The organism is Arthrobacter sp. USHLN218 (assembly GCF_037144715.1).
Classification (GTDB): domain Bacteria; phylum Actinomycetota; class Actinomycetes; order Actinomycetales; family Micrococcaceae; genus Crystallibacter.
Window position 1 is genome coordinate 139,436 of the sequence record NZ_JBBCYT010000009.1, and the last position, 22,585, is coordinate 162,020.

The 22,585-nt window shown below is 68.1% G+C and carries 20 protein-coding genes; 4 read left to right on the forward strand and 16 right to left on the reverse strand.

The window, feature by feature from the left end; genetic code table 11:
• The first annotated feature begins 23 nt into the window (after positions 1–23).
• Positions 24–1,403, forward strand: a complete 1,380-nt coding sequence (locus WFH44_RS18800) for an FAD-binding oxidoreductase (protein ID WP_336715807.1) — start codon at positions 24–26, stop codon at positions 1,401–1,403.
• An 86-nt stretch (positions 1,404–1,489) separates the two neighbouring features.
• On the opposite strand, the gene WFH44_RS18805 is transcribed toward WFH44_RS18800, so the two are convergent.
• From WFH44_RS18805 to WFH44_RS18820, 4 genes are all read right to left on the reverse strand, one after another.
• Positions 1,490–3,553, reverse strand: coding sequence for a fibronectin type III domain-containing protein (locus WFH44_RS18805; RefSeq protein WP_336715809.1), 2,064 nt, complete (start codon positions 3,551–3,553; stop codon positions 1,490–1,492).
• A gap of 212 nt (positions 3,554–3,765) precedes the next feature.
• Positions 3,766–4,338, reverse strand: a complete 573-nt coding sequence (gene lepB, locus WFH44_RS18810; RefSeq protein WP_336715811.1) for a signal peptidase I — start codon at positions 4,336–4,338, stop codon at positions 3,766–3,768.
• 7 nt (positions 4,339–4,345) lie between these two features.
• Complete coding sequence (locus tag WFH44_RS18815; protein WP_336715812.1) at positions 4,346–5,959, reverse strand: multicopper oxidase family protein; 1,614 nt, start codon at positions 5,957–5,959, stop codon at positions 4,346–4,348.
• An 87-nt stretch (positions 5,960–6,046) separates the two neighbouring features.
• The gene (locus tag WFH44_RS18820) at positions 6,047–6,601 is read right to left on the reverse strand and encodes a hypothetical protein (protein WP_336715814.1); all 555 of its coding nucleotides are present in this window, start codon (positions 6,599–6,601) and stop codon (positions 6,047–6,049) included.
• Between the two features lie 303 nt (positions 6,602–6,904).
• On the opposite strand from WFH44_RS18820, the gene WFH44_RS18825 reads away from it, so the two are divergent.
• Positions 6,905–7,855 carry an AfsR/SARP family transcriptional regulator gene (locus tag WFH44_RS18825; protein ID WP_336715816.1) on the forward strand — a complete coding sequence of 317 codons (951 nt, stop codon included), beginning with the start codon at positions 6,905–6,907 and terminating at the stop codon, positions 7,853–7,855.
• A 106-nt stretch (positions 7,856–7,961) separates the two neighbouring features.
• On the opposite strand, the gene WFH44_RS18830 is transcribed toward WFH44_RS18825, so the two are convergent.
• The 10 genes from WFH44_RS18830 to WFH44_RS18875 all read right to left on the reverse strand — a co-directional run bounded on the left by WFH44_RS18830 (position 7,962) and on the right by WFH44_RS18875 (position 15,147).
• Complete coding sequence (locus WFH44_RS18830) at positions 7,962–8,897, reverse strand: 5'-3' exonuclease (protein WP_336715818.1); 936 nt, start codon at positions 8,895–8,897, stop codon at positions 7,962–7,964.
• Between the two features lie 71 nt (positions 8,898–8,968).
• Positions 8,969–9,235 (reverse strand): DUF6221 family protein, encoded by a 267-nt coding sequence (locus tag WFH44_RS18835; protein ID WP_336715819.1) that lies wholly within the window; start codon positions 9,233–9,235, stop codon positions 8,969–8,971.
• Between the two features lie 104 nt (positions 9,236–9,339).
• Positions 9,340–9,513, reverse strand: coding sequence for a hypothetical protein (locus WFH44_RS18840; protein ID WP_336715821.1), 174 nt, complete (start codon positions 9,511–9,513; stop codon positions 9,340–9,342).
• Positions 9,514–9,625: 112 nt separating this feature from the next.
• Complete coding sequence (locus WFH44_RS18845; protein ID WP_336715823.1) at positions 9,626–10,693, reverse strand: LLM class flavin-dependent oxidoreductase; 1,068 nt, start codon at positions 10,691–10,693, stop codon at positions 9,626–9,628.
• Between the two features lie 11 nt (positions 10,694–10,704).
• Entirely contained in the window at positions 10,705–10,950 is a 246-nt protein-coding gene (locus tag WFH44_RS18850) for a tautomerase family protein (protein ID WP_336715825.1), read from the reverse strand.
• 14 nt (positions 10,951–10,964) lie between these two features.
• Positions 10,965–12,443: an aldehyde dehydrogenase gene (locus WFH44_RS18855; RefSeq protein ID WP_336715827.1), complete on the reverse strand. Its 1,479-nt coding sequence runs from the start codon at positions 12,441–12,443 to the stop codon at positions 10,965–10,967.
• Positions 12,436–13,188 (reverse strand): alpha/beta fold hydrolase, encoded by a 753-nt coding sequence (locus tag WFH44_RS18860; RefSeq protein ID WP_336715829.1) that lies wholly within the window; start codon positions 13,186–13,188, stop codon positions 12,436–12,438. Before WFH44_RS18860 ends, WFH44_RS18855 begins: the two co-directional genes overlap by 8 nt.
• Before the next feature lie 2 nt (positions 13,189–13,190).
• A complete protein-coding gene (locus tag WFH44_RS18865; RefSeq protein ID WP_336715831.1) occupies positions 13,191–13,742 on the reverse strand; it encodes an amino acid synthesis family protein in 552 nt (183 codons plus the stop codon).
• A complete protein-coding gene (locus tag WFH44_RS18870; protein ID WP_336715834.1) occupies positions 13,739–14,371 on the reverse strand; it encodes an amino acid synthesis family protein in 633 nt (210 codons plus the stop codon). Before WFH44_RS18870 ends, WFH44_RS18865 begins: the two co-directional genes overlap by 4 nt.
• Before the next feature lie 89 nt (positions 14,372–14,460).
• Positions 14,461–15,147 (reverse strand): GntR family transcriptional regulator, encoded by a 687-nt coding sequence (locus WFH44_RS18875; RefSeq protein ID WP_336715836.1) that lies wholly within the window; start codon positions 15,145–15,147, stop codon positions 14,461–14,463.
• A 129-nt stretch (positions 15,148–15,276) separates the two neighbouring features.
• Between WFH44_RS18875 and WFH44_RS18880 the strand changes: the two genes are divergently transcribed.
• Together WFH44_RS18880 and WFH44_RS18885 are read left to right on the forward strand one after the other, a co-directional pair.
• Entirely contained in the window at positions 15,277–16,224 is a 948-nt protein-coding gene (locus tag WFH44_RS18880) for a flavin reductase (RefSeq protein WP_336715838.1), read from the forward strand.
• A gap of 39 nt (positions 16,225–16,263) precedes the next feature.
• Entirely contained in the window at positions 16,264–17,910 is a 1,647-nt protein-coding gene (locus WFH44_RS18885) for a BCCT family transporter (RefSeq protein WP_336715840.1), read from the forward strand.
• 240 nt (positions 17,911–18,150) lie between these two features.
• On the opposite strand, the gene WFH44_RS18890 is transcribed toward WFH44_RS18885, so the two are convergent.
• Complete coding sequence (locus WFH44_RS18890; RefSeq protein ID WP_336715842.1) at positions 18,151–20,805, reverse strand: ATP-dependent Clp protease ATP-binding subunit; 2,655 nt, start codon at positions 20,803–20,805, stop codon at positions 18,151–18,153.
• 630 nt (positions 20,806–21,435) lie between these two features.
• Positions 21,436–22,585 (reverse strand): HNH endonuclease signature motif containing protein (locus WFH44_RS18895; RefSeq protein WP_336715843.1); only part of this gene is annotated, 1,150 nt, incomplete at its 5' end.

Sequence of the window (22,585 nt, forward strand, 5' to 3'; positions counted from 1 at the left end):
CCGGAGGAAACGAAGGGGTTTTCATGGAGACTGACGCTGTACCCGCAATCGCAGGCCCGGCCGCCGAGCTGCTGGCCGCCTGCCGCTCGACATCCACGGATCCGGCTGACCGCGCGGCAGCCGCGACTGACCGCTCCGGCTTCGTGCCGGCGTCGCTGCCGGACGGTGTGGTGTACGCCGAGTCGGTCGATGACGTGGTGGAGGCCGTGAGGCTCGCGGCGTCGCACGGGGTTCCGCTGGTTCCGCGCGGTGCCGGAACGGGGCTGGCGGCCGCCTCCTCCGCCGGCGCCGGCGAGGTGGTGCTGGACCTCTCCCGGATGAACCGCATCCTGGACCTTGACCCGGTGGAACAGACCGCCGTCGTCGAACCCGGCGTGCTGAACGCGGAGCTCAATGCCGCCGCTGCCGGGCACGGACTGTTCTACGCGCCGGATCCGGCCAGCACCGCGATTTGCTCGATCGGCGGGAACATTGCCACGAATGCCGGAGGGATGCGCTGCGCGAAGTACGGCGTGACGCGCGAGTCCGTGCTGGGACTGCGCGTAGTGCTGGCGGACGGGCGCGAGCTGCGGACCGGCCGGCGCACCATCAAGGGCGTCACCGGCTACGACCTGACGGCGCTGATGATCGGGTCGGAGGGGACTTTGGGTGTGGTGGTGGAGGCGACGCTGCGGCTGCGGCCGGCCCCGATAACGACGGCGACGGCCGCCGCGTTCTTCCCGGACGTCGCGGCTGCCGCCGCGGCCGCTTCGGCCGTCATCGCCGCGCGGATCCAGCCGTCGCTGCTGGAACTGGTGGACGGCCCGACGCTCGAGGCGATCGACCTGGCGCTCGGGACGGACTACCGGCGCCGCGGCGGGGCCTTCCTGCTCGGCCAGACGGACGGGTTCGGCGCCCGGGCAGAGATGGACGTGCTGGCCGGCGCCGTCGAACCTTTTGCCACCGAGGTGCTCCGGGCCGATGACCCGGTGGCCGCCGAGGCGCTGCTGACCGCCCGGCGCGAGGCGATTCCCTCACTCGAAAAGCTCGGCCGCGTCTCCATCGGGGACATCGGCGTGCCGCGCGGCCGGCTGGCGGAAGCCGTGACCGGCCTGCATGAGATCTCGGAACGGACCGGCGTGCGGATCTTCACGATTGCCCACGCTGCGGACGGGAACCTGCATCCGATGATCGTGGTGCGGCCGGACCAATCCGTCACGGAAGGCCCGGCCAAGACCGCGCTTGGCGAGATGTTCCACCTGGCCAAGCGGCTGGGCGGAACGCTCACCGGCGAACACGGCGTCGGCCTGCTCAAGCGGGACTGGCTGCGCGACGAACTCGGCGACGTCTCGCTCGACGTGCAGCACGCCATCCGCCGCGCCCTCGACCCGCAGGGCATCCTGAACCCCGGCAAGGCCATCTGAACCGTGGCACAGGGGAGGGGCCCGTCCAGCCGGTTTGATCCGGTGGACGGGCCCCTCCGTGGAGCGTTCCTGCTGTTAGGCTCCTGCTACTTGTTGGTCACCGTGAAGGGACCTGCGACGCCGCCGCCGCTGGACTTCACGAAGATCCTGCCCGGGTTGGTCGCGGGGACCGAGCCGTTGCGGAGCCGGATGGTGTAGTCACCGATGCCCGGAGGGGCTGCGGCGACGACCGCGGCATTGGCACCGGGGATGGCTGCGCCGATGGTGCCGTCAGCCTTGCTGGCGTAGACCGTGACGGTGGCTCCGAGCTGCGAACCCGTTCCGGTGATGCGGAATTCGCTGCCGGCCTTGTACCGCGCGGTGCCGATGGTGACCCGGTCCGTGATCGCAGTGGGAGCGGCGCTAACCTTGCCCGATTCCGTGCCCCAGCCGCCGGCGGCGTTCTTGGCCTTGACGCTGAACTGGTAGTTCGTGCCGGCGGTCAGGCCGGTGACGGTCTGGGTCCGCGCCGTGGTTTCGGCCGGCTGCTGCACGTTGGCGGCGAGGGCCGCTCCTGCAGCATCGTAGACCGAGACCTGGTAGCCGGTGACGGAGGCGTCGCCCGCGTCCCAGCGGAGGGTGACGGAACCCTGCCCTGCGGTGGCGGCGAGCCCGGCAGGAGCGGCCGGGGGCTCCGTGGACGCGGCCTCCGGAGCGTATTGGCCTTCCACCAGGGTGAAGTTGCCGGCCTGGTCGAACGCGGCGACCTTCAGCGTGATGGCTTCCGTGATCGCGATCGGCCCGGTGACGAGCCGGGCGGTGTCCGAGGGCAGGCCGCCGGAGATCACCGGTGAACCGTCGGTGGTGTAGTAGTTCTGGCCGTCACCGTCTACCGTCACGGATGACGCGGTGGTCACGGTGTCGGCGGCCGGGGCCGGGCTGAGTGCCAGGGTGGGAGCCGTGGTGTCCGACGGCGGAGTCACGCCGCCGGTGTCCGGTGCGGTCGCGTCTGTGATCGTCAGGGCCTCGCTCATCCGGGCGCCGGCGATGGAGCGCACCTCGACGGTGTACGTCTTGGCCGGGTCCAGGCCGGTCAGCGTGGTCGAGGTGGCGTCCGCGCCGGTGCGCATGCCCACAACGCCCTGCTGGCCCGCAGTAGTCGAGTTGTACATGGCGAGCACGTTGTAGCCGGTCACGGCCGTCGCGCCGGGCTGGGCGGTGGCGGCGGTCCAGTTGACCTTCATCGAGGTGCGGTCCGTGGAGTAGACCACTGCGGCGGTGCCGGCAGCGGGAGCCGCCTGCTCCGACGGTCCGGCGGGGCAGCCGCCCATGCCCGGTCCGCCGAGCTCGCCGAACTCGGCGATGGTCAGGCCCTGGCGGTTGCCGTCCGCATCTTCCTGCTGCCAGGACATGGCTCGCTCGCCGAGGTCCGCGGCGGCCGCCACTTCGGCGACGGCGGGATCATCGAAGACGTACGTCGCGAGGAAGGTGTCCGCCGTCGGGAACTCGATGCCGGAGGAGTAACCGCCCTTGTCCGAGGGGACCACAGGGCCCGGCAGCGCGCGGATGTCGCGGCGGCCGATGGCGGTGTCGCCCATGTCCGGGTTGATGATGCGCTGCTCCATCTGGGCAGTGTTGACGCCGGCGCCGACCCGGCCTTCCACCGTGATGGTGTTGCCGTTGAGCGTCATGTCCTTGGTGACGTTGGCGTCGGCGACGGTGGTCTCGTCCGAGGTGCCGTCGGCGAAGGTGATGGAGACGACGTCCCCGGCTTTGATATCAGGCGTGACCTTGTGCGATGTATCCGCGCCCCAGCAGACACCGCCGGGGTGGTTGATTTCGAAGGCCACATCCGTGCCGGAGATGACGCTCTTTGCCGAGCCGACGACACCGATACCCGGACGGGTGACTTCCACGGTTGCGGTTTCGCCGGCACGCTCCCCGTAGCCCTCGATCGAGACGAAGTCCCGGTCGGGGAAGACAACGACGTTGTTCGGGAAAGTCGGCACAGCAGCCGTGGCGGAGCCCGCGGCGAGCAGGCCCGTGGCCGTGAGGCCGGCTGCGGTGAGGGCCACCATGGCGGTGCGTGCCCTGCGCTGATTGCGCTGGATGCGCTGGCTCCGGGCCCTCGCCTCCCTGCGCGGCTGCTGGTCTGGTGATTGGGTTTGCATGGTTTGTCCTTTTCAGACGGAAGGCTGACCCGAAAGGTCCGCCTGGATAGATGCCCCGGGCCGGCAGTGCCGGACCTGAACTGCTGACTGTCCTCCAAGGCCGGATCCGATGGATGAGCGGTTCCGGCTTGGCTTGAGGTTGGCCGCTTCGTATTGAAAATTTCTTGGCTTCCCGGTCCCCGCCCCGCGAAGCCGGGCGGCGCCGTCGTTGTTTACGGCCGTATGAAGGGTTTGACCACGGTGCCCCGGATGTCCTCCACCGGCACCGTGCCGAAGTCCCTGGAATCGATCGAACGCTCGCGGTTGTCTCCCATCAGGAAGACGTCCCCGGGCGGCACCGCGGTGGGGATGAAGTGCGTGCCGTCGATGGTGCTGTGGTCCACGTAGGGCTCCGGCGGCGCGACGCCGTCCACCAGGAGGATGGCGTCGTCGATCTCCACCGTCTCCCCGCCCACCGCCACCACCCGCTTGATGATGGGCATGCCGTCGATCGGGGAGTCGAGCACCACCAGGTCTCCGCGGTGCACGCCGAACCAGGCCGGCGCGGGTTTGAGCACGAACGCGATGCTGCCCGGCGGCAGCGTCGGGGCCATGCTGTCCGAGTCCACCGTCACCGGCTCCGCCACCCAGGTGCGCACACCCAGCAGCAGGGCAAGTACGACGGCGCCGCCCGCCAGGGCGTTGAGCTTCCGTTTCCGGGGAGGGCCCGAGGTCCTCCCCGAAGCGGCAGCCGCGCGGTGCGCCGGGCTGCGCCGCGCTGGACGCAGCCCGGTTTCGGCGCTCATCGCAGGCTCAGTCCGGGTCGTCGTCGAACTCGGCCGGCGCGGCGTTGATCGGATCCCACGGGTCCTCATCGTCCTCGCCCAAGCCGACCCGGAACTGGAACATCATCGAGTGGTCCTCATGCGGCAGGTTGTGGCAGTGGACCATGTAGCGGCCCTGGTGCGGGCCGAACCGCATGACCACATCCACCTTCTCGCCCTCGCCGATGTAGACCACGTCCTTCGGCCCGCGTTCCCAGGCGAAAGGCGCCTTGCCGTTGCGGCTGAGCACCCGGAAGTCCACCAGATGGATGTGCACGGGGTGGAACCAGCCGCCGGACTTGTTCTCGATCGTCCACATCTCCACGGAGTTCAGCTTCGGGTCGGCGTGAGCCAGCTTGAAATTGCTGGCGATCACTTCCTCCCAGGTGACGCCGTTGATGGTCCACGGTTCGACCAGGCCGTCCTTCTCCACCCGGAAGTAGCGCTTCTCCTCGGCGTCGTCCTTGGTTAGGTGCATGGGCTCGCTGTCCGCCAGCGTGGTCGGGATGCGGTTCCACTTGGGGTCGTCCTTCATCCCCGTCGGGGCCGCGACCACGTCGAACGCCATCACCTTGCCGGTGAAGTCGTAGTCCCTGTTGTTGGTTGCCGACAGGTTCTTCAGCTCCACCCGGGTGCCCGGCTTGTACTTGCTGAAGTCGATCAGCACCTCGTAGCGCTCGGCCATGCCGTGGCGGTAGTTGGCCACCGACTGGGTGGCCGGCATGAGACCGCCATCGGTGCCCACCACGTGCAGCGGCTGTCCCGAACTGAGCGCGAACTTGTAGGAGCGGGAAATGGACGCGTTCAGCACCCGGAAGCGGTAGACCCGCGGCTGGACTTTCATGACCGGCCACGGCACGCCGTTGACCATGATGACGTCGCCCCAGAGGCCCGAGTGGTCCCGGTCGTCGTAGGCGAGCGAGCCGTCCGCGGCGAACATCGCGTCGTTGACCACCAGGGGGACGTCGAACTCGCCCTGCGGCAGCAGTTCCCGCTCCACCGGGTCATGGATGATGTACATCCCGGCGAGGCCGGAGTAGACGTTCTGCGCCGTGAAGTGGACGCCGTGGTCGTGGTACCAGATGGTCCGGGCCGGCTGGAAGTTCGGGTACTGGTAGTCCTTGCAGAACCCCGGCAGCGTGACGTCGTTGGCGTAGCCGTCGTACTGCGGCAGCGTCGCGGAACCGTGCAGGTGCGTCGACGTGGCCAGCAGATGTTTGCTCCACTGCGGGTGGTTCTTGGGCAGCCGGTTGCGCATGTGCACCACCGCCTTGGTGCCTTGATCGAGCTCGATGGTCGGCCCCGGGAACGTCCCGTTGTAGCCGAGGATCCCGGTCTTCTTGGTCGGCAGGATCTGCGCGGATGCCTGCCGCATGGCCAGCGTGTAGTGGTTGACCGTGGCCCCGTCGGAGTCCGTGGTCACGGAGTCCGGCTTGAGCGCCGGCGGTCGCCGGAACGCCGCCTGGAAAGGCTTAGGCATGTCCCGCGAGCTGAGCTGGCTGGCCGCCTTGGCCGACACGGTGGAAATAGGAACGGTCACAAGCCCCGCCCCGACTACTCCCAGGCCTCCCCATTGCAGGAGTTTGCGTCGTGAAACTGACATGTCGAGTCACCTCCCAATGATGACTTGTTGCAGGTCGACATGACGGAGGCACCCCAACGTTGCATCCGTCGTCGTTGGCCGGACTCTTTAGCCGGCCGAATGGTGGTCGGTGCCGAGCGAGAGCCGGCTGCCGGAGGAGTCCTCCAGCACCAGGGCAATCGCCTTGTTCGGCAGTTCGAACACCATGGTGGTGTTGACGGTTTCCCCCTGGGCCAGCGTCATGGATGAGGACGAGGTCCAGAGCGGATGCGGCTTCCCCGAGCCCAATCCGTCAACGAAGAAACCGGCAGGATCAAGGGGCAGGCCGGCCTTGTCCAAGGCCGTGAACTGCACCTGGATGCGTACACGGTGCGCACCCTCCTGCGGTTTCTTCCCGAGGGCTGCCACCGGAGCAGGCGGCTGCCACCCGTCGCTTTCGAGCGGAACGAGGCCGGTAATGCTGGCCGATCCGCCCGGTACATCAACGGAGGCGCCCATCGGAGCGCTGGACTTCACCTCCGCATTGAGGAACAGGTACCCGAAGGCGATCCCGAGCAGGCACACCAGGGCCAGCGGGATCACAATCAGCCGACGGCGGCGCCGCGGAGAATGCTGCGCCTGTGCCGGTACCCGTGTCTCTTGTTCAAGCTGTGCTGCTGACATGGCGTTTATGCTTCGCCCGGGAACTTGAGAAAAACTTTGGGCGAACGTGCGGAAGGGTCCCGGCGCGTTGGGGGGAGCGTCGGGACCCTTATGGACCGCGTGGGATCCGGTAAAACCTTCGCCCACGCCCCTTGGAAAAATCCTTGCGCAGGTCAGGGGGAGATTGAGGGAGCGGCACCCCCCAAGGTTTGAGGGTGGGGGGTCCGCCCCAGAGTGGGCTGGCGGGAGTTTGGAACCGCGCCGACTATTAAGCCACCGGTGTTGTTGTGGGGTGCCGGAACAAGTTGGGGGTAGGGGCAAAAGATGAAATCGGAAACCAGTTCTGCCGCGTGCATTTCCATCCGCCTGATCGGCGGCCTGAGGGTGGAGCGTGCCGGCCAGGTCATGACCGCGGCCACGCTCGGCAGCCCGAAGGCCCGGCAGGTCCTCGAGATCCTGGCCCTGCAGCCGGGCATCAGCATCTCCCGGGAGCGGATGATCGAGCTGCTCTGGGGCGGCAACCCGCCGGTCACCGCACGGGCCACGCTGGAAAGCTATGTCAGCGTCATCCGCCGCCACATCCAGCCCGGCCAGGCCAAGACCGGCCCGCTGCGCACCGAACACGGCTGCTATTTCCTGGACCCGAAGCTGGTCAGCGTGGACCTCGACCGGTTCGAGCGGCTGGTCGGCCGCGTCGATGGCACCAAACCGGCCGAAGCCTACGAGCGGCTGCTCAAGGTCCTGGACATGGCCACCGCACCGCTGCTCTCCGACGAACTGACCGTCGAATGGGCGGAGGAAGCCCGCCGCCGGCACGAAGCACTGGTGGTCGACTGCCGCATCCGGGCAGCGCAGGCAGCGGCGGCGGTGGGCAATAACGACGACGCAGTGCACTGGGCGCAGCGGGCCGTCGCCTCGGAACCGCTGAATGAGCGCGCGTGGACGGCCCTGGTGGCAGGCCTCGAGCAGAGCGGCCGCTACACCGAAGCCCTCCAAGCCTACGACCGCTACCGCACCAGCCTCCGCCGTGACCTTGGCTGCAGCCCGGGCGACGAGCTCCAGGCAGCGCATTCCCGTCTCCTGCGGCAGACCTCCACCGGGGAAGCCGACCTGGCCGAGCTGCTCTCCGCGCTGCTGTGCCTGAACGAACACGTCAAGCAGCGCGCCCACGGGATGCCCGCCGGCCCCCGGATTCCCGGCCTCGACGTTGCCGACCATGTCACCGCCGGCAACGTCATCGGCAGCTTCCTGGACAAGGCCCTCGCCGCCGCCTAGGCGCTCCGGAAAATTTCCGCCAGGCATCACAGCGGCGTGCGAGGCAGGGGCGTTCTCCCAATGGCCGGCTCGGTCCGGGCCGGGCTTAAGGACGCCGGTCCGTAACTTATTGAGCCGGTTCGTTCCCGAGGGCGCGGAGCGCGCGGTGCACGGACCCGCCCAGGTTGTGCTCCTTGCCGAGCCGCTCGATGCGGTCGAGCTGGTCGGCGCCCAGGGGCCGGATGGCGGCGTCGATTTCGCCCAGGCCGAGGTCCCGGACCACCTGCACCACCTTGGGTGCCGCGGCGAGGTAGTCCGCGGCGGCGGCCAGCTTGGTGCGGATCGTGGCCGACATCGCCGCGTCCGGATCCGAGCTTGCCGCGATGATCCCGTCCAGGTCCACGAATTCCTGGAGGAGCTTGGCCGCGGTCTTCTCGCCGATTCCGGAGACGCCGGGCAGCCCGTCCGAGGCGTCGCCGCGCAGGGCGGCGTAGTCGGCGTACTGCACCGGCAGCACGCCGTACTTGCCGACGACCGTCACGTCGGTCAGCGTCTCGAGCTTGCTCATGCCGCGGGCCGTGTAGATAACGCGCACGTCGCGCGCATCGTCGACGAGCTGGAAGAGGTCGCGGTCGCCGGTGACGATGTCTACCGGCATGGCCGCCTGGGACGCGAGGCTGCCGATGACGTCATCGGCCTCGTGCTTCGCGGCCCCGATCACAGTGATGTCCAGGGCCTCCAGGACCTCGCGTAGGAGCGGCAGCTGCGCGACTAGGCCGGGCGGCGTCTCTTCCACGTCGACTCCGCCGGGGACGGCCTTCGCCACTCGGTGCGCCTTGTAGGTAGGGAGCAGGTCGACGCGCCACCCCGGGCGCCAGTCGTCATCCCAGCAGGCGACGAGCCGGCTCGGCCGGAAGTCGGTGACGAGCCGGGCGATGATGTCGAGGAGGCCCCGGACGGCGTTCACCGGAGTGCCGTCGGGTGCCTTGAGGCTGTCCGGCACGCCGTGGAAAGCGCGGAAGTAGAGCGACGCAGTGTCGAGGAGCATCAGTCGATCGGTCACGTACGCGATCTTCTCACGCACGGCCGCCACGCGGGACTATCAGGGCCTTACGGCGGGGCCTTGCGCACCGATTACGGCCGGCCGGCCGGACGCCAGCGTTCGCGGTAGGCGGGGTGGCCGACATAGGGCAGGGCCATGATCTGGAGCAGCGTGAGCAGTCCCGGGTCCTCGCCGTCCTGGCCGGCCAGCTGCCGCACGTGGCGGATCATCCGGCGCTTGGCCTCGCACTCGGCCAGCGCACGGTCCAGCACCGGAACGGCGGCGGCCTCCGCCCAGGACCTGACGTTGGCTTCGTCTTCGGCGATCCGCGCGAGCAGGAACTCCACGATCTCGTCCACCCTCCCACCGTACGCCGGTGACCTGAGCACGGCCGGTGAGCGCCGTCGTCGTCAGCGGAAGGAAGCAGCGAACAAGGCATGGAAGGAAGGCCGGACTGCCGCGGCTATGCGTAGGGATTGGCCCCCGCCCCGTGGCAGCCGGACTCGTAACCCTCCTGCCAGGCACTCCGCACCGAGGAAACCAACTCGGCCAGCAATGTGTAGGAGGGATGGTCAGGGCCGAGGAAGATCATCTCCTCCTCGGCCCTGACCAGGACGTCCAGGATGTGCCTGCTCATGATCAGTAGTGTGTCCCCGGCCGCCCGGATGTGCCACCTGCAGGGTCACGGGGCCGCGTCCATCTCCGGCGCCACCACCAGGCGCCGTCAGGCGCAGCTGAAGGCTCAGGTATCAGCGTGCTGCGGATGCGGGCTGTTCCTGGAAGGCCGGCACGACATGCTCGATGAAGAGCTCCAGGGAGCGCTTCTTCTCCTCGTGGCTCAGGCTGTTGTCGGACCAGAGGCTGAACTCGGTGACGCCGAGTGCTTCGTAGTGGCGCAGCCGCTCGATGATTTCCTCAGGCGTTCCGATCATCGCTGTCTTGTGCAGGGATTCCGGCGTGAACTCGGGGCGGCCGGCAAACTTCTCGACCGGGCTGGGTTCGAGGAAGCCGTTCTTCGGAGTGGTCTTGTTGCCGAACCAGGCATCAAAGGTGCGGTAGAACTTTTGGATGCCCTCGGCCGGGCGGCGCCAGCCCTCCGGCTCGTCCGCGGTATGGACGTGCGTGTGGCGGAGGACCATGAGGTCCGGGCGGGGGATGCCGGGGTTGTTCGCGACGGCTGTGTCGAATTTGCCTGCGAGGTCCTCGACCTCCTCGTCGCCCTTCATCAGCGGGGTGACCATCACGTTGCAGCCGTTGGCGACCGCGAACTCGTGTGAGGAGATGTCGCGGGCGGCGACCCACATCGGCGGTGTCGGCTTTTGGATGGGCTTGGGAACGCTCGTCGAGGTGGGGAATTGCCAGACTTCGCCGTCGTGTGCGTAGTCGCCTTCCCACAGTGCGCGCACGGCCGGCACCAGCTCGCGCAGGTGCTTGCCGCCGTCGACCGCAGGCATGCCGCCCATGAGGCGGTCGAACTCGACCTGGTAGGCCCCGCGCGCCAGCCCCACTTCCATCCGGCCGTTGCTGATGACGTCCAGCAATGCGGTTTCCCCGGCGACACGGAGCGGGTTCCAGAACGGTGCGATGATCGTTCCGGCACCCAGACGGATGCGCGACGTGCGTGCTGCGAGGTATGCGAGCTGCGGCATCGGGCTGGGGGAGATGGTGTACTCCATTGCGTGGTGCTCACCGATCCAGACCGTGCTGAATCCGCCGGCCTCCGCGATGAGGGCGAGTTCCGTCAGGTTCTCGAAGCATTCGCGGTGGGAGACGCTCTCGTCCCAGCGTTCCATATGGACGAAGAGTGAAAAACGCATTAGTGACTCCTTTATTCTGCGGCGGTTTCGACCGGCGTTGCGTGGGTGAGCGGAGCTGCCTGGGCCGCAGCCTGGCGCTCGGCGATGGTCTGGTTTGCCTTGGACCAGTGGCTGGTGGGGACCTCGCGGATGATCACCGTGGTGTTCTCCGGCAAAGCGCCAACGGATTCCTCTGCCGCCCGGTGCAGGGCTGAGACCAGGTCCCGGAGCTGTTCGGGGGAGCGGCCCTCGGCAATGGATACGTCAATCAATGGCATGCCTGCTGCTCCTATCAGCGCATGACGAACGGGTCCGCGACCGGGCCCTCGTCGGTGTTGATCCAGATGCTCTTCAGGCGGGTGTATTCGTGCATCGACTCCAGGCCGTGTTCGATGCCCACGCCGCTGTTCTTGAAGCCCTGGCGGGGCGACATCGGGGACATCGCCCGGTAGGTGTTGACCCAAACCGTGCCGGCTTCGAGCCGCCGGCTCATCCGGTGGGCGCGGGCGAGGTTCTGCGTCCACACGCCGGCGGCCAGCCCGTACTGCGTGTCGTTGGCCAGCCGCAGGACTTCCTCTTCCGAGTCGAACGGCATGATGGCCGCGACCGGACCGAAGATCTCCTCACGGACCACGCGCATGGAATTGTCGACGCCGGTCAGGACGGTCGGGGCGTAGAAGTAGCCGGGCAGTTCCACGTCCGGCCTGCCCCCGCCGGTGAGGACCTTGGCTCCCTCGGATACCCCGAGATCCACGTAGGAGCCAACCTTCTCCTGCTGGGCCGCGAAGGCCAGCGGGCCGAGCTCGGTGGCGTCCTCGAGGGGGTTGCCGATGACGATGCTCTTGGCTCGTTCGGCGACCTTCTCCAGCAGCTCGTCGTAGACGGACCGGTGGGCGAACACCCGGCTTCCGGCGATGCAGGTCTGTCCTGCCGCGGCGAAAATACCGGCCACGACGCCCATGGCGGCATTGGAGACGTTGGCGTCCTCGAAGACGATATTGGGGCTCTTGCCGCCCAGCTCCAGCGTGCAGCCGATGAAGCGCGACGCGGCGGACGCGGCGATTGCCGAGCCGGTGGCGGTCGAACCGGTGAAGGAGATCTTGGCGATGTCGGGGTGGTCCACCAGCGCGGCGCCGGCTTCGGCGCCCATGCCGGTCACCACGTTGATGACGCCGTCGGGGAAGCCCGCTTCGACGGTCAGTTCGGCCAGGCGCAGGACGGTCCGAGAGGTGTACTCGGACGGCTTGATCACGAGGGTGTTGCCCGCGGCCAGCGCCGGCGCCAGCTTGGAGGTGGTCAGCGTCAACGGCGAGTTCCAGGGTGTAATGGCACCGACGACGCCCAGCGGTTCGCGCTGCGTGTAGTTCAGGATCGCCGGATTCATGGTGGGGACCTGGCTGCCCTGCACCTTGTCCGCCAGGCCCGCGTAGTAGTAGAGGTACTCGGGCAGCGTGGCCAGCTGGCCGCGCATCTCGCGCAGCAGCTTGCCGTTGTCCTCGGTCTCCATCCGCGCGAGTTCCTCGGCGTGCTCGACGACCAGATCGCCGAGCTTGCGCAGCAGGTGCCCGCGCTTGGTCTGGCTCAGGTCCCGCCACAGCGGGTTCTCGAAGGCGGTTCGGGCTGCGCCCACTGCCGCATCCACGTCGGCCTTGGTGCCGCGGGCCGCGGTGTACAGGAGCTCGAGCGTGGCCGGGTTCGTGCTCTCGAAGTAGGCACCCTCAGCCGGAGTGACCCACTTGCCGTCGATGAAGTGGTCGTATTGCTTAGTCATGGGGGTCTCGTTTCGGGTCTTCGATGAATTCGGTGATGATTCGGGCCAGCTCCGCCGGACGCTCCACCGGCAGCATGTGCCGGGCGGCGGGTACGACGGCGGTGCGCGAGCCCGGGATCGCCTCGCCCAAGCGGCGGGTCATCTCGGGTGTCGAGCCGGGGTCCAGGTCCCCGGTCACGGCCAGCGACGGGACGGAGATCCCGCCGAGCTCGGCGCCGATCTCAGCGTCGGACGTCGCGAAAACCCGGTATGCGTGCAGGTAGGACTGCCTGTCATTCGCCAGAAGGGTGCTGCGGACACGGGCGATGGTCGCCGTGTCCGTTCCCGCTTCTGCCGGGAACCAGCGCCGGATCGAGGCCTCGACGCTGTCGGCGAAGTCCACATCCGCGTTCTCCAGCCGCGCGGCCACTGAGGCTGCCTCCTGCGGCGTCCGCAGGCAGACCGAGCTCACGCTGGCCAGGCTGGCGACCAGCTCCGGGCGATGCCGGGCCAGATGCTGTGCGACCAGCGCCCCCAGCGAAAATCCGACGAGGTGCGCCCGCCCCGGAAGCCGGCCAGCGACGTCGTTAGCCAGATCCGCAAGGGATACCGCTTCCGTTAGCGGCGGCTGGCCGCCGTGGCCGGGCAGGTCCAGGGCCACGATTTCCCGGTCGGTGAGCCGGCCCAGTTCCGCGCGGAACAGCTCCCACATGCTGCTGTCCAGGCCGACACCGTGCAGCAGGACGATCGGCAGTCTTGCCTCCATGGCTACTGTTCGGTCGACAGCGGTGCCAGGCGCTGCTGCGGACGGCCCTGCGAAGCTGCCGCCAACGCGATGACGATCTCGCCGGGGTGCGGTGCATCCGCCAGCCGGACCTCGATGCTCTGGTGGTGCGAGCGGATGGTTGCGTCCGTGATGTGCTTCAGCGGGATGTCGAAGGTGACGCCGGCCGGACCGCGCTTCTCGACGGCGGGCAGCAGCGTGGTGGCATTCGCTGCATTGCGGAAGTGGTCGCCGAACTTGAGCGTATGGATCAGTGCGGAGCCGTGCTCGATCTCGCCGTCCAGCCCCACGATGGCGGCCTTGCCGTAGGCCTCGACCGTGCCGCCGAGGGCCTTGACGACGCGCGGTGCGAGGAGTTCTCCGACCCGGGAGGCCGCTTCGTCGATACCGGCGGTGAGGTCTTCAACGAAGCCTTGGCCGTTCCACGGGTTCTCGATGACGGCGGCGACGACGGCGACGCGGGCGTTGGGCTCGACCGGGCGGCCGCCTTCGGTCAGGGTTTCTTCCAGCAGGGTGACGATCTTGCGGACGTTCATGCGGGGGCTCCTTCGAGGATGTTTGAGGTTACAGCGGGGTCGGTGCTGCGGTCGCCGATCCTGGCGTGCGGGCGGGGGCCGGTTGAGGCGGCGGCGACGACGACGATCTCGTCCCGCCGGGGGCCGTCCGAAATCCGGGCGGTGACGGTTTGGTAGTGGCTGCGGGTAGCGGCCTCGGTCTTGTGCCAGAGGGGGACGACCAGCTGCTGGCCGGCCTCGGCACGGTCGTCGGCAAAGCAGATGATCGACGAGCCCTCGAGGAACTCCCGGACCAGGTTGCCGAAGTAGGGGGTGTGGATCAGGGCGCCGGCGTGCTCGATCTCGCCGCCGGTGCCGACGATGGCCGCCTTGCCGAACGCTTCAATCCGGTCGGCTCCGCCGAGTCCTTCGATAAGGCGGTCGGTCAGGATCCGGGCGATCCCCGGGGCCACGGTCCGCGACTCGTCAGAGAGGTCCGTGTCCGGCGGGGTGCCGAACCAAGGGTTGGTGATTACTGCCGCGGCTGTGGCCCGGAGGGCCGGTACCGGCGGCTGGGTGCCGTTCTCCAGCAGGACTTCCTCCTGGTAATAGACGACTTTCCGGATGCCGGCTGCGCGTTCCGCGGGGCCGGCCGTAGTGCTGTTAGTCAAAATGGGGCTTCACTTTCTTAGGGAACGGATTGAAGCTGCGCAGCACCAGGGCGGTGCAAGGAGCGACTGCCTGGTCAGTTAGGCAGGGGTCAGTCGGTTCGGGTGCGCGAGTCCGTGAGGACTTCGCGGGAGGATGCATAGACGTGGTTGCGCATGGCCGCTTCGGCGCCGAAGTGGTCCTTGTCCTTGATCATCGACAGGACGGTGCGGTGCTCGGCCGTCGAGGCGCTGATGCGGCCCGGATGCTCGGCCGTCCGCAGGACCAGCCGGTGGTAGGCCAACTGGTTCATCAGCCGCTCATAGTGCTCTACCAGCTTGTTGTTGTCCGCGCCGGTGATGATGGTCCGGTGGAACTCGTGCACCAGTTCGGCGTAGCGCTCGGCATCCTGCTCGGCGGCGGCCTCGTCAGATTCCTCGACGTTGCGTTCGAGGACGGCGATCTCGCGAACCTTTCCGCGGCGGGCCAGCAGCCCGGCGGCGAGGCCCTCGAAGCTCTCCTTCAGCTGGAACAGCTCGACGATTTCCCGACGGGTCGGCTCCCGCACGAAGGTTCCCACTTTGGGACGGATTTCGACCAAGCCTTCATGCTGCAGCTGCTTGAGCGTCTCGCGGATGGGCGTGCGGCTGACGTCGAACTCCTGCGCCAGGAACACTTCCGACACCGGTGCGCCCGGAGGGAACTGTCCGCCGAGAATCAATGTCCGCACTCTCTCGAGCAGTGAAAGCTCCTTGGCGACAGTAACGGCGTCCTGCCTATTCATCAGCGTCTCTTGCATACATGAAAGACTACGTTGCATGCATCACACCGGTCAAGACTCTCGCTAGAACCGATGAAATTCAGCTTAAACACGCGCTCTGCAATTGCCTATTGACCTCTGGGCGTGATGCAGATTACGCTCTCTGCCATGCAACAGACTTTTGAAAGTGCAGTAGCGAACGTTTGGCAGGCGGCTTGGGACCGTGGAGAGGTCGAGGCATTGGAGACCCTGGTCTCCGACGACTACCTCCGCGTCAGCAAGAGCAGCGGCAAGGCCGCGAACCTGTCGCAGTTGCAGGGCGAGATCCTTGCCATCCGGGAGGCCTTCCCCGATCTGGTGACCACCGTGGACGCCGTCGTCGTCGACGGAACCAGCGCAGCCATTTTCTGGACCTCAACCGGTACCCACACCGCCCCGTTCATGGGAGTTCCGGCCACGGGCCGGCAGGTCCAGACCCGCGGCTCCAACTTCGTGACGATCGAGGCCGGCCGGATCAAGCAGGAGACCGTGACCTGGGACGGCAGTGAACTGCTGCAATCGCTTGGTATCCGGCACCTGGGCGACGCGCTCGGAGAAGCCGATGGCGGCGTCGTCGTTGATTCCCTCTCCGATGAACCGGACCTGGAGGTCATGAAGGGCTTCAACCGGCAGTTCGTCACCGGCGTCACCGTGGTCACGACGAAGGAGGGCGGCGTGCCGAAGGGCCTGGCGGTCAACGCGTACGCCTCCGTCTCCCTCGAACCCCCGCTGGTCATGGTGTGCATCCAGAAGACGTCTTCCACCTACCCGGCCCTGTTCGCCTCGACCCACCTCGGCATCAACATCCTCAGCAATGAACAGAAGCCCACCGTGTCCACCTTTGCCTCCAAGTCGGCGGACAAGTTCGCCGAGATCGACTGGCACGCCGGCCCCCACGGCTCGCCCCTGATCGACGGCTCGTCCGCCGCCCTTGAGGCGGAGATCCGCGAGCGGTTCCAGGCGAAGACCCACACCATCTTTATCTGCCGCGTCCGCCACGCCGAGGTCAGCGAAACCGCGCCCATGGTCTACCAGGCGGGCCGGTTCTTCGACAGCGAAGGCCTGTCCCAGCTCTAACGCCGCGTGGCGTTGAACTTCCACCGTTCGGAGACCATCATGGTTCAACAAATTTCCCGACCCAGTGCGGAAACCATGCCCAGCGACCCATTGCCCCCGGAATTCACGGAACCGCCCGCGCCAGCCCCGCCGCGGCGGCTCGGGAGCGTCTTCTGGGCCTCGGTCGGGCTGATCGCCGCGTTCGTGATCTGGGCAGCGGCGAGCCCGCAGAGCCTTGGCGACGTCATGACCGCCAGCATGAACTGGGTGGCGGCCTCGGTCGGCTGGAGCTACCTGGTGGTGACGCTGTTCTGCATCGGTCTGATGGTCTACCTCGGATTCAGCAGGTTCGGCGACATCCGGCTGGGCTCAAGCACGGACCGGCCGGAGCACAGCACCTGGGCGTGGCTGGCGATGATCCTATCCGCCGTCATGGGGATCGGCCTGATCAGCTACGGCGTCGCCGAGCCGATCTCCCACTTCATCGCGCCGCCGCACGCCCTGGCCCAGCCGGAGACCATGGACGCCGCCGTCCGCGCCATGCAATTCAGCTTCTTCGACTGGGGGCCGCACGCCTGGGCCGTCTTCGGTGTCTTCGGGCTGGCGATCGGTTACTCCACGCACCGCAAGAAGCGCCCGGGCCTGGTCTCCCCGATGCTGCGGCCGATTTTCGGCAGCCTCGTCGACGGATGGTTCGGCAAGGCCATCGACGTCTTCGCGATCATCGCGACGCTCTTCGGAACCACCACGTCCCTGGGGCTGGGTGCCTCGCAGATCGCCGAGGGCCTGGAGCGCGTCTTCGGGCTGCCGTCCGGCCTGGTCACGCAGATCCTGATCATCGCCATCGTGACGGTTCTGTTCACGCTGTCCGCGCTGTCCGGCGTGAACAAGGGCATCAAGTACATCAGCCAGATCACCATGGGCCTGTCGATCGCGCTGGCCATCTACGTGTTCGTCGCGGGTCCCACGAACTTCATCTCGAACCTGTTCTTCCGCTCCATCGGGCAGTACTTCAACGACTTTTTCCAGGTCAGCCTCATCACCCCGAACACCCCGGATGACCTGCAGTGGATGCAGTGGTGGACCTACTTCATGATGGCCTGGTGGCTGAGCTGGGGCGCCTTCGTCGGCGTGTTCCTGGCCAAGATCTCCAAGGGCCGCACCGTCCGCCAGTTCGTCGTGGGTGTCCTCGGAGTCCCCAGCCTGGTCTTCTTCGCCTGGTTCACCATCTTCGGCGGCTCCGCCATCCAGATGGACATGAACGGTGCCGGCATCGGCGCAGCGACCACCGAAAACATCAACTCCGCCTTCTTCGCCATGCTGGAGAACCTGCCCCTGGTCCAGCTCACGGCCATCGCGACCGTGCTCCTGGTGGCGCTGTTCTTCATCTCCGGGGCGGATGCCAACACCTTCGTCCTGAGCATGCTCTCCTCCAAGGGAACGCTGGATCCCACCAAGCCCGTGCTCGTCATGTGGGGCGGCCTCACCGGAGCCTGCGCGGTCCTGCTGCTGGTGGTCGGCGGCCTGACGGCACTGCAGCAGGCGGCGATGCTGTCCGCCCTGCCCTTCACCCTGATCGTCGCGCTGCTGGGGGCCTCGCTGATCATCGAACTCCGGCGGGACCACGAGTTCACCGCTTTCCGGCACGCACGCATGAAGGACCTGCCGGTCAAGCGCGACCTGCCGGTCAAAGGCAACGACGGGTAGCAACGGCAGCGCGGCTGGCACCATGCCGGGCAGCACGAGGCCGGGCCGGCCGGGAAGATCAAAGTCTTCCCGGCCGGCCCGGCCTTTGTGGGGGAGCCCCGCCATTGCGGTTCCGGAGCGTGGTCGGTCTGCGCCGCCGGCCTGAACCGCCAGTCTGCGCCGCCAGTTTGTGCCGCCGACCCGCGCCGCCGACCCGCCGCCGGCCTGCACCGGCAGCCCGCGCCGCCAGCCCGCGCCGGGCTAGGCGGCAGCGGCCAGGCTGTCCGCTGCCACCCGCAGTTCTCCGCCGTCGGCCGTGACGGTTACCCGTCCGCCGTCGTGCAGTTCCCCGTTGATCAGCAGGTCCGCGATCCGGTCGTCGAGCTCGCGCTGGATGACCCGGCGCAGCGGGCGGGCGCCGTATTCCGGCTCGTAGCCGTGTTCGGCGATCCAGTCCACGGCCGCCTCGTCGACGGTCAGGCCGTAGCCCTGCGCGGCGAGCCGTGCCTCCGAGCGGGCCAGCTGCAGGCGCACGATGCCGCGCAGCTGCTCCCGGTCCAGCTTGCGGAAGAGCACGATCTCGTCGATCCGGTTCAGGAACTCGGGCCGCATAGTCTCGCGCAGCCGGCCCATGACGCGGGCGCGCAGTTCCTTCTCGGACCCGAACCCGTCGCCGCCCTTGGCCGTGAAGCCGAGAGCTCCGCCCTTGCTGGCGAGGAACTCCGAACCCAGGTTGGACGTCATGATAACCACGGTGTTGCGGAAGTCCACGGTGCGGCCCTGGCTGTCGGTCAGGCGGCCGTCGTCGAGCACCTGCAGCAGCAGGTTGAACACGTCCGGGTGCGCCTTCTCGACCTCGTCCAGCAGCACCACGGAGTACGGCCGACGCCGCACGCGCTCGGTGAGCTGGCCGGCCTCGTCATAGCCGACGTAGCCCGGAGGCGCGCCGACCAGGCGGGAAACGGTGTGCCGTTCGCCGAACTCGCTCATGTCGAACCGAACCATTGCGTCCTCGTCGCCGAACAGCGACTCCGCCAGCGCCTTGGCCAGCTCGGTCTTACCGACGCCCGTGGGGCCGAGGAAGAGGAAGCTGCCGACGGGCCGGCCCTCATCACCCATGCCGGTGCGGTTGCGCCGCACGGACTTGGCGATCGCGGTCACCGCATCGTCCTGTCCGATGACCCGCCCGTGCAGGTCCTCCTCGAGCCGGGCCAGCCGGCCGCGTTCGCTTTCGGTCAGCCGCGACGCGGGGATACCGGTGGCCCGGGCGATGATCTCTGCGATCTCCGCCTCGCCGACCACCCGGGAACCGGAGGGCACGACGCCGTCACGCGTCCCGCCGTCGTCGATTCCGCTGGCGTCCGCATTGATTTGGGCGCCGGCATTCCCGTTCACAGCGCTCGCGCCCGCACCTTCGCCCGCAGCGGCGGTTTCGGCGGCGGCCAGCTGCTGCTTCAGCGCCTCGATGCCGTCGCGCAGCCCGGACGCCTCCTCGTAGCGCTCCTCGGCGACCGCGGCATTCTTGGCCTCCTCCAGCTTGGCCACCTGGGCCCGCAGCTCCGCAATGTCCACACGCGGACCGCGCCGCAGGCTCAGACGTGCGCCGGCCTGGTCGATCAGGTCGATCGCCTTATCCGGCAGCTGCCGGTCCATGATGTAACGCGCGGAAAGTTCGACGGCGGCCCGGAGGGCGTCATCGGTGTAGGTCACCTGGTGGTGTTCCTCGTAGCGATCCTTCAGCCCCTGCAGGATCAGGACGGCGTCCTCGATGGAGGGTTCGCCGACCGTGACCGGCTGGAAGCGGCGCTCCAGGGCGGCGTCCTTCTCGATCTTGCGGTACTCGGCGAGCGTAGTGGCGCCGACGAGGTGCAGCTCGCCGCGGGCCAAGCGCGGCTTGAGGATGTTGCCCGCATCTATGCCGCTGCCCTCGCCGGAGCCTCCGGCGCCCACGACCGTGTGCAGCTCGTCGACGAAGACGATGATGCCGTCCTTGTGCGCGCTGATCTCGTCCATGGTCTTGGTGAGCCGCTCCTCGAAATCGCCGCGGTAGCGGGTTCCGGCGAGCATGCCGGGCAGGTCGAGCGAGATGACGCGCTTGCCCTGCAGCTGCTGCGGCACGTCGCCGGCGGCGATTGCCTGGGCCAGGCCTTCCACGATGGCGGTCTTGCCGACGCCGGCTTCACCAATCAGCACCGGGTTGTTCTTGGTACGGCGGGCGAGGATCTCGATAGTCTGCTCGATTTCCTCGGCGCGGCCGATCACCGGGTCCAGGTTGCCTTCCCGGGCGCGGGCCGTCAGGTCTATGCCGAACTGGTCCAGGGTAGGCGTGGTGCCGTCGCCGGACGGTGCCACGGCCGCGTCGCGCCGCGGGTCGGGCTCCGACGATGAAGCCTCCTGGCCGGCCGCCTGCAGCGACTGCGGCGTAACGCCCGCCGCGGAAAGGACCTGGCCTGCGGGAGATTCCTCGTTCAGCACGAATGCAAAGAACAGGTGCTCGGGATCGATGTACGTGGAGCCGAACGCGCGTGCAACCTGGTGCGCGTCCAGCAGCGCCCGCTGGGTCGACTGGGTCAGCGACGGCGGGGTATCGACCTTTTCCGACGAGGCGCCGGGCAGGCGCTGCTCGGCTGCCTGCGCAACGGCCTGCGGGTTCGCACCGGCGCGGCGGACCTGCTCCGCCAGCGGCTCCTGCTCCGCCATCACGCGGAGGATGTGAAGCGCGTCGACTTCCGTGTGGCCGTGCTCGACGGCGAATTGGGCGGCGCGGCCGATCAGCTCGTGCGAGCGGCGGCTGAGCAGCCGCGTCATATCGATCGGCCGGCCGGCGCGGGCGGTCCGCTGGCCCTGCAGGTAGCGGGCCAGGAACTCGTCGAAGGAGCCGTTGCCGGAACCTGCGGGTCCGAAAAAGATAGGCATATATCCTCCTGTTTGACTTGAGTGCCTTCGACTCAAGTTAACGCGTTGTGCCAAAGATTATTCCGCATCCGCCCAAACGTGAGCAAGTTGCACTCAAGTCAACGTTTGGTCAGCGGGTTTATTCCCGCCATGGGCCCGCGGCCGCCCTGGGGGTCCCGTTCACGGGGGCCTCGGAACGAGGGCGCCGGGTACCGACATTTACGTCGAAGAGCGGCATCAGCATGCGCCCGTTGAAGGCTTGCCCCTGATGCCTAGGTCAACATTTCGCGGCATCTCGGGGCCCGTTCCTGCCGCCCCGAGTCGAATTCCCGCGCGTCGTGGTCCTGCTTATAAGGCGTTGCTGCTCGGCGGGCCTGCACTATTCCAGCCCCTTCCGGCGCATGGTCAGAGGAACCACGGGGTTCCCGGCAAGCGGTCCGGCCGCACGCGTGCCGCTTATGGAAGCGTTCAGCGCATGGAATCTATGCGCTCGGGTTCCGCTGGTGGGGTTCGTGTGTGTGTTGGAGTTCAGAGGCCTGCCGGGCCGTGGAGGCGAGAGAGGCTTGCAGCCTCCAGGCAGACACCTGCAGGTTCCAGGTAGACACCTGCATCCGGCGCCTGCCACCTGCCACATGCCACCTGCAGGCGCGCTTAGAAGGGTGGTGGTGTGGTGTCGTTGAAGGGGTCTGGTGGCGGGGGCGGGGGCGGGGTGATGCCGTGGCTGATCCAGGAGCCGTCGGGGTAGCTGGTGTAGGTCTGCCCGGTCCTCGTCTGGTGGCGGATCACGCCGTGGGGCTGTTGGGTGGTGTGCCAGCCGTCGTTGTGTTTGGCCAGGTGGTCGGGTTTGCAGCGCAGGACGAGGTTATCGAGCTCGGTTTTGCCGCCGTGTTCCCACGCCTGGGTGTGGTCGAGTTCGCAGTGCTTCCAGTGCGTGCGGCAGCCGAGCCCGCGGCAGGTTTCATCGCGTAACCGGACTTGGCGTTTGAGCCACTCGGGCGGGTAGCGCATCTGGCGGGCCACGATCACCGCCTGGTCGTGTTCGTCGGTGATGACCGGCAGCCAGGACTTCGCCAGGCCGGCCAGCCGGCGGGCCATGCCGGGCGGGATCGGCCCGTACCCGGCCAGCACGCCCGGCTCGTCCCCGCCGGCCGCGGTGGCCAGCGGCATCGACACCGCCACGAACGCCTTCACGTTCCCGCCGCCCCACACCTCCGCGACACTCCGGCCCGCTGCTTCGGCAGTCTCGTCGGCCGGTGGGCCGAAAAGCCCGCCCTGCCCGGCCGCGGCAGCACCGTCGGCCGGTGGGCCGAAAAGCCCGCCCTGCCCGACAGCGGCAGCACCGGCCGACGCCGGCCCAAAAGCCTGGCTCCCGCCATTGACGGCAGAGCCGGCCGCCGGCCCGAAAGCCGCGCCGGCGGCGGGCCCGAAGGCAGAACCGGCGGCGTCGGCAGCAGCCTCAGCAGGGGCACCGATGCTGCCTTCACCGTGGCTGCTGCCCCCGGCACCCGCGGTAGCGGCGGTGGCCGGGGGTTGGAGGCAGAGGTCGGTGAAGACGTCGGCGCGCAGCTGGGCCAGGGTGCGGGTTTCCCCGTCGAGGGTCTTGAGGTGTTTCGCGTGCTCCTGCACCAGGCTATAGACACTCATCGCGGTATCCGCACCGGTCTGCACACACAATTCGGCCATCCCGTCCTCCTGCGGCCGGAACCACACCCCGCGGTGCTCCATCGCCCGGGCATGCCGCTCCTGAAGGGTCTGCGGGTGCAGCCGGTGCCGGGCCGCCCGGGCGCGGTCCTGCACGGTC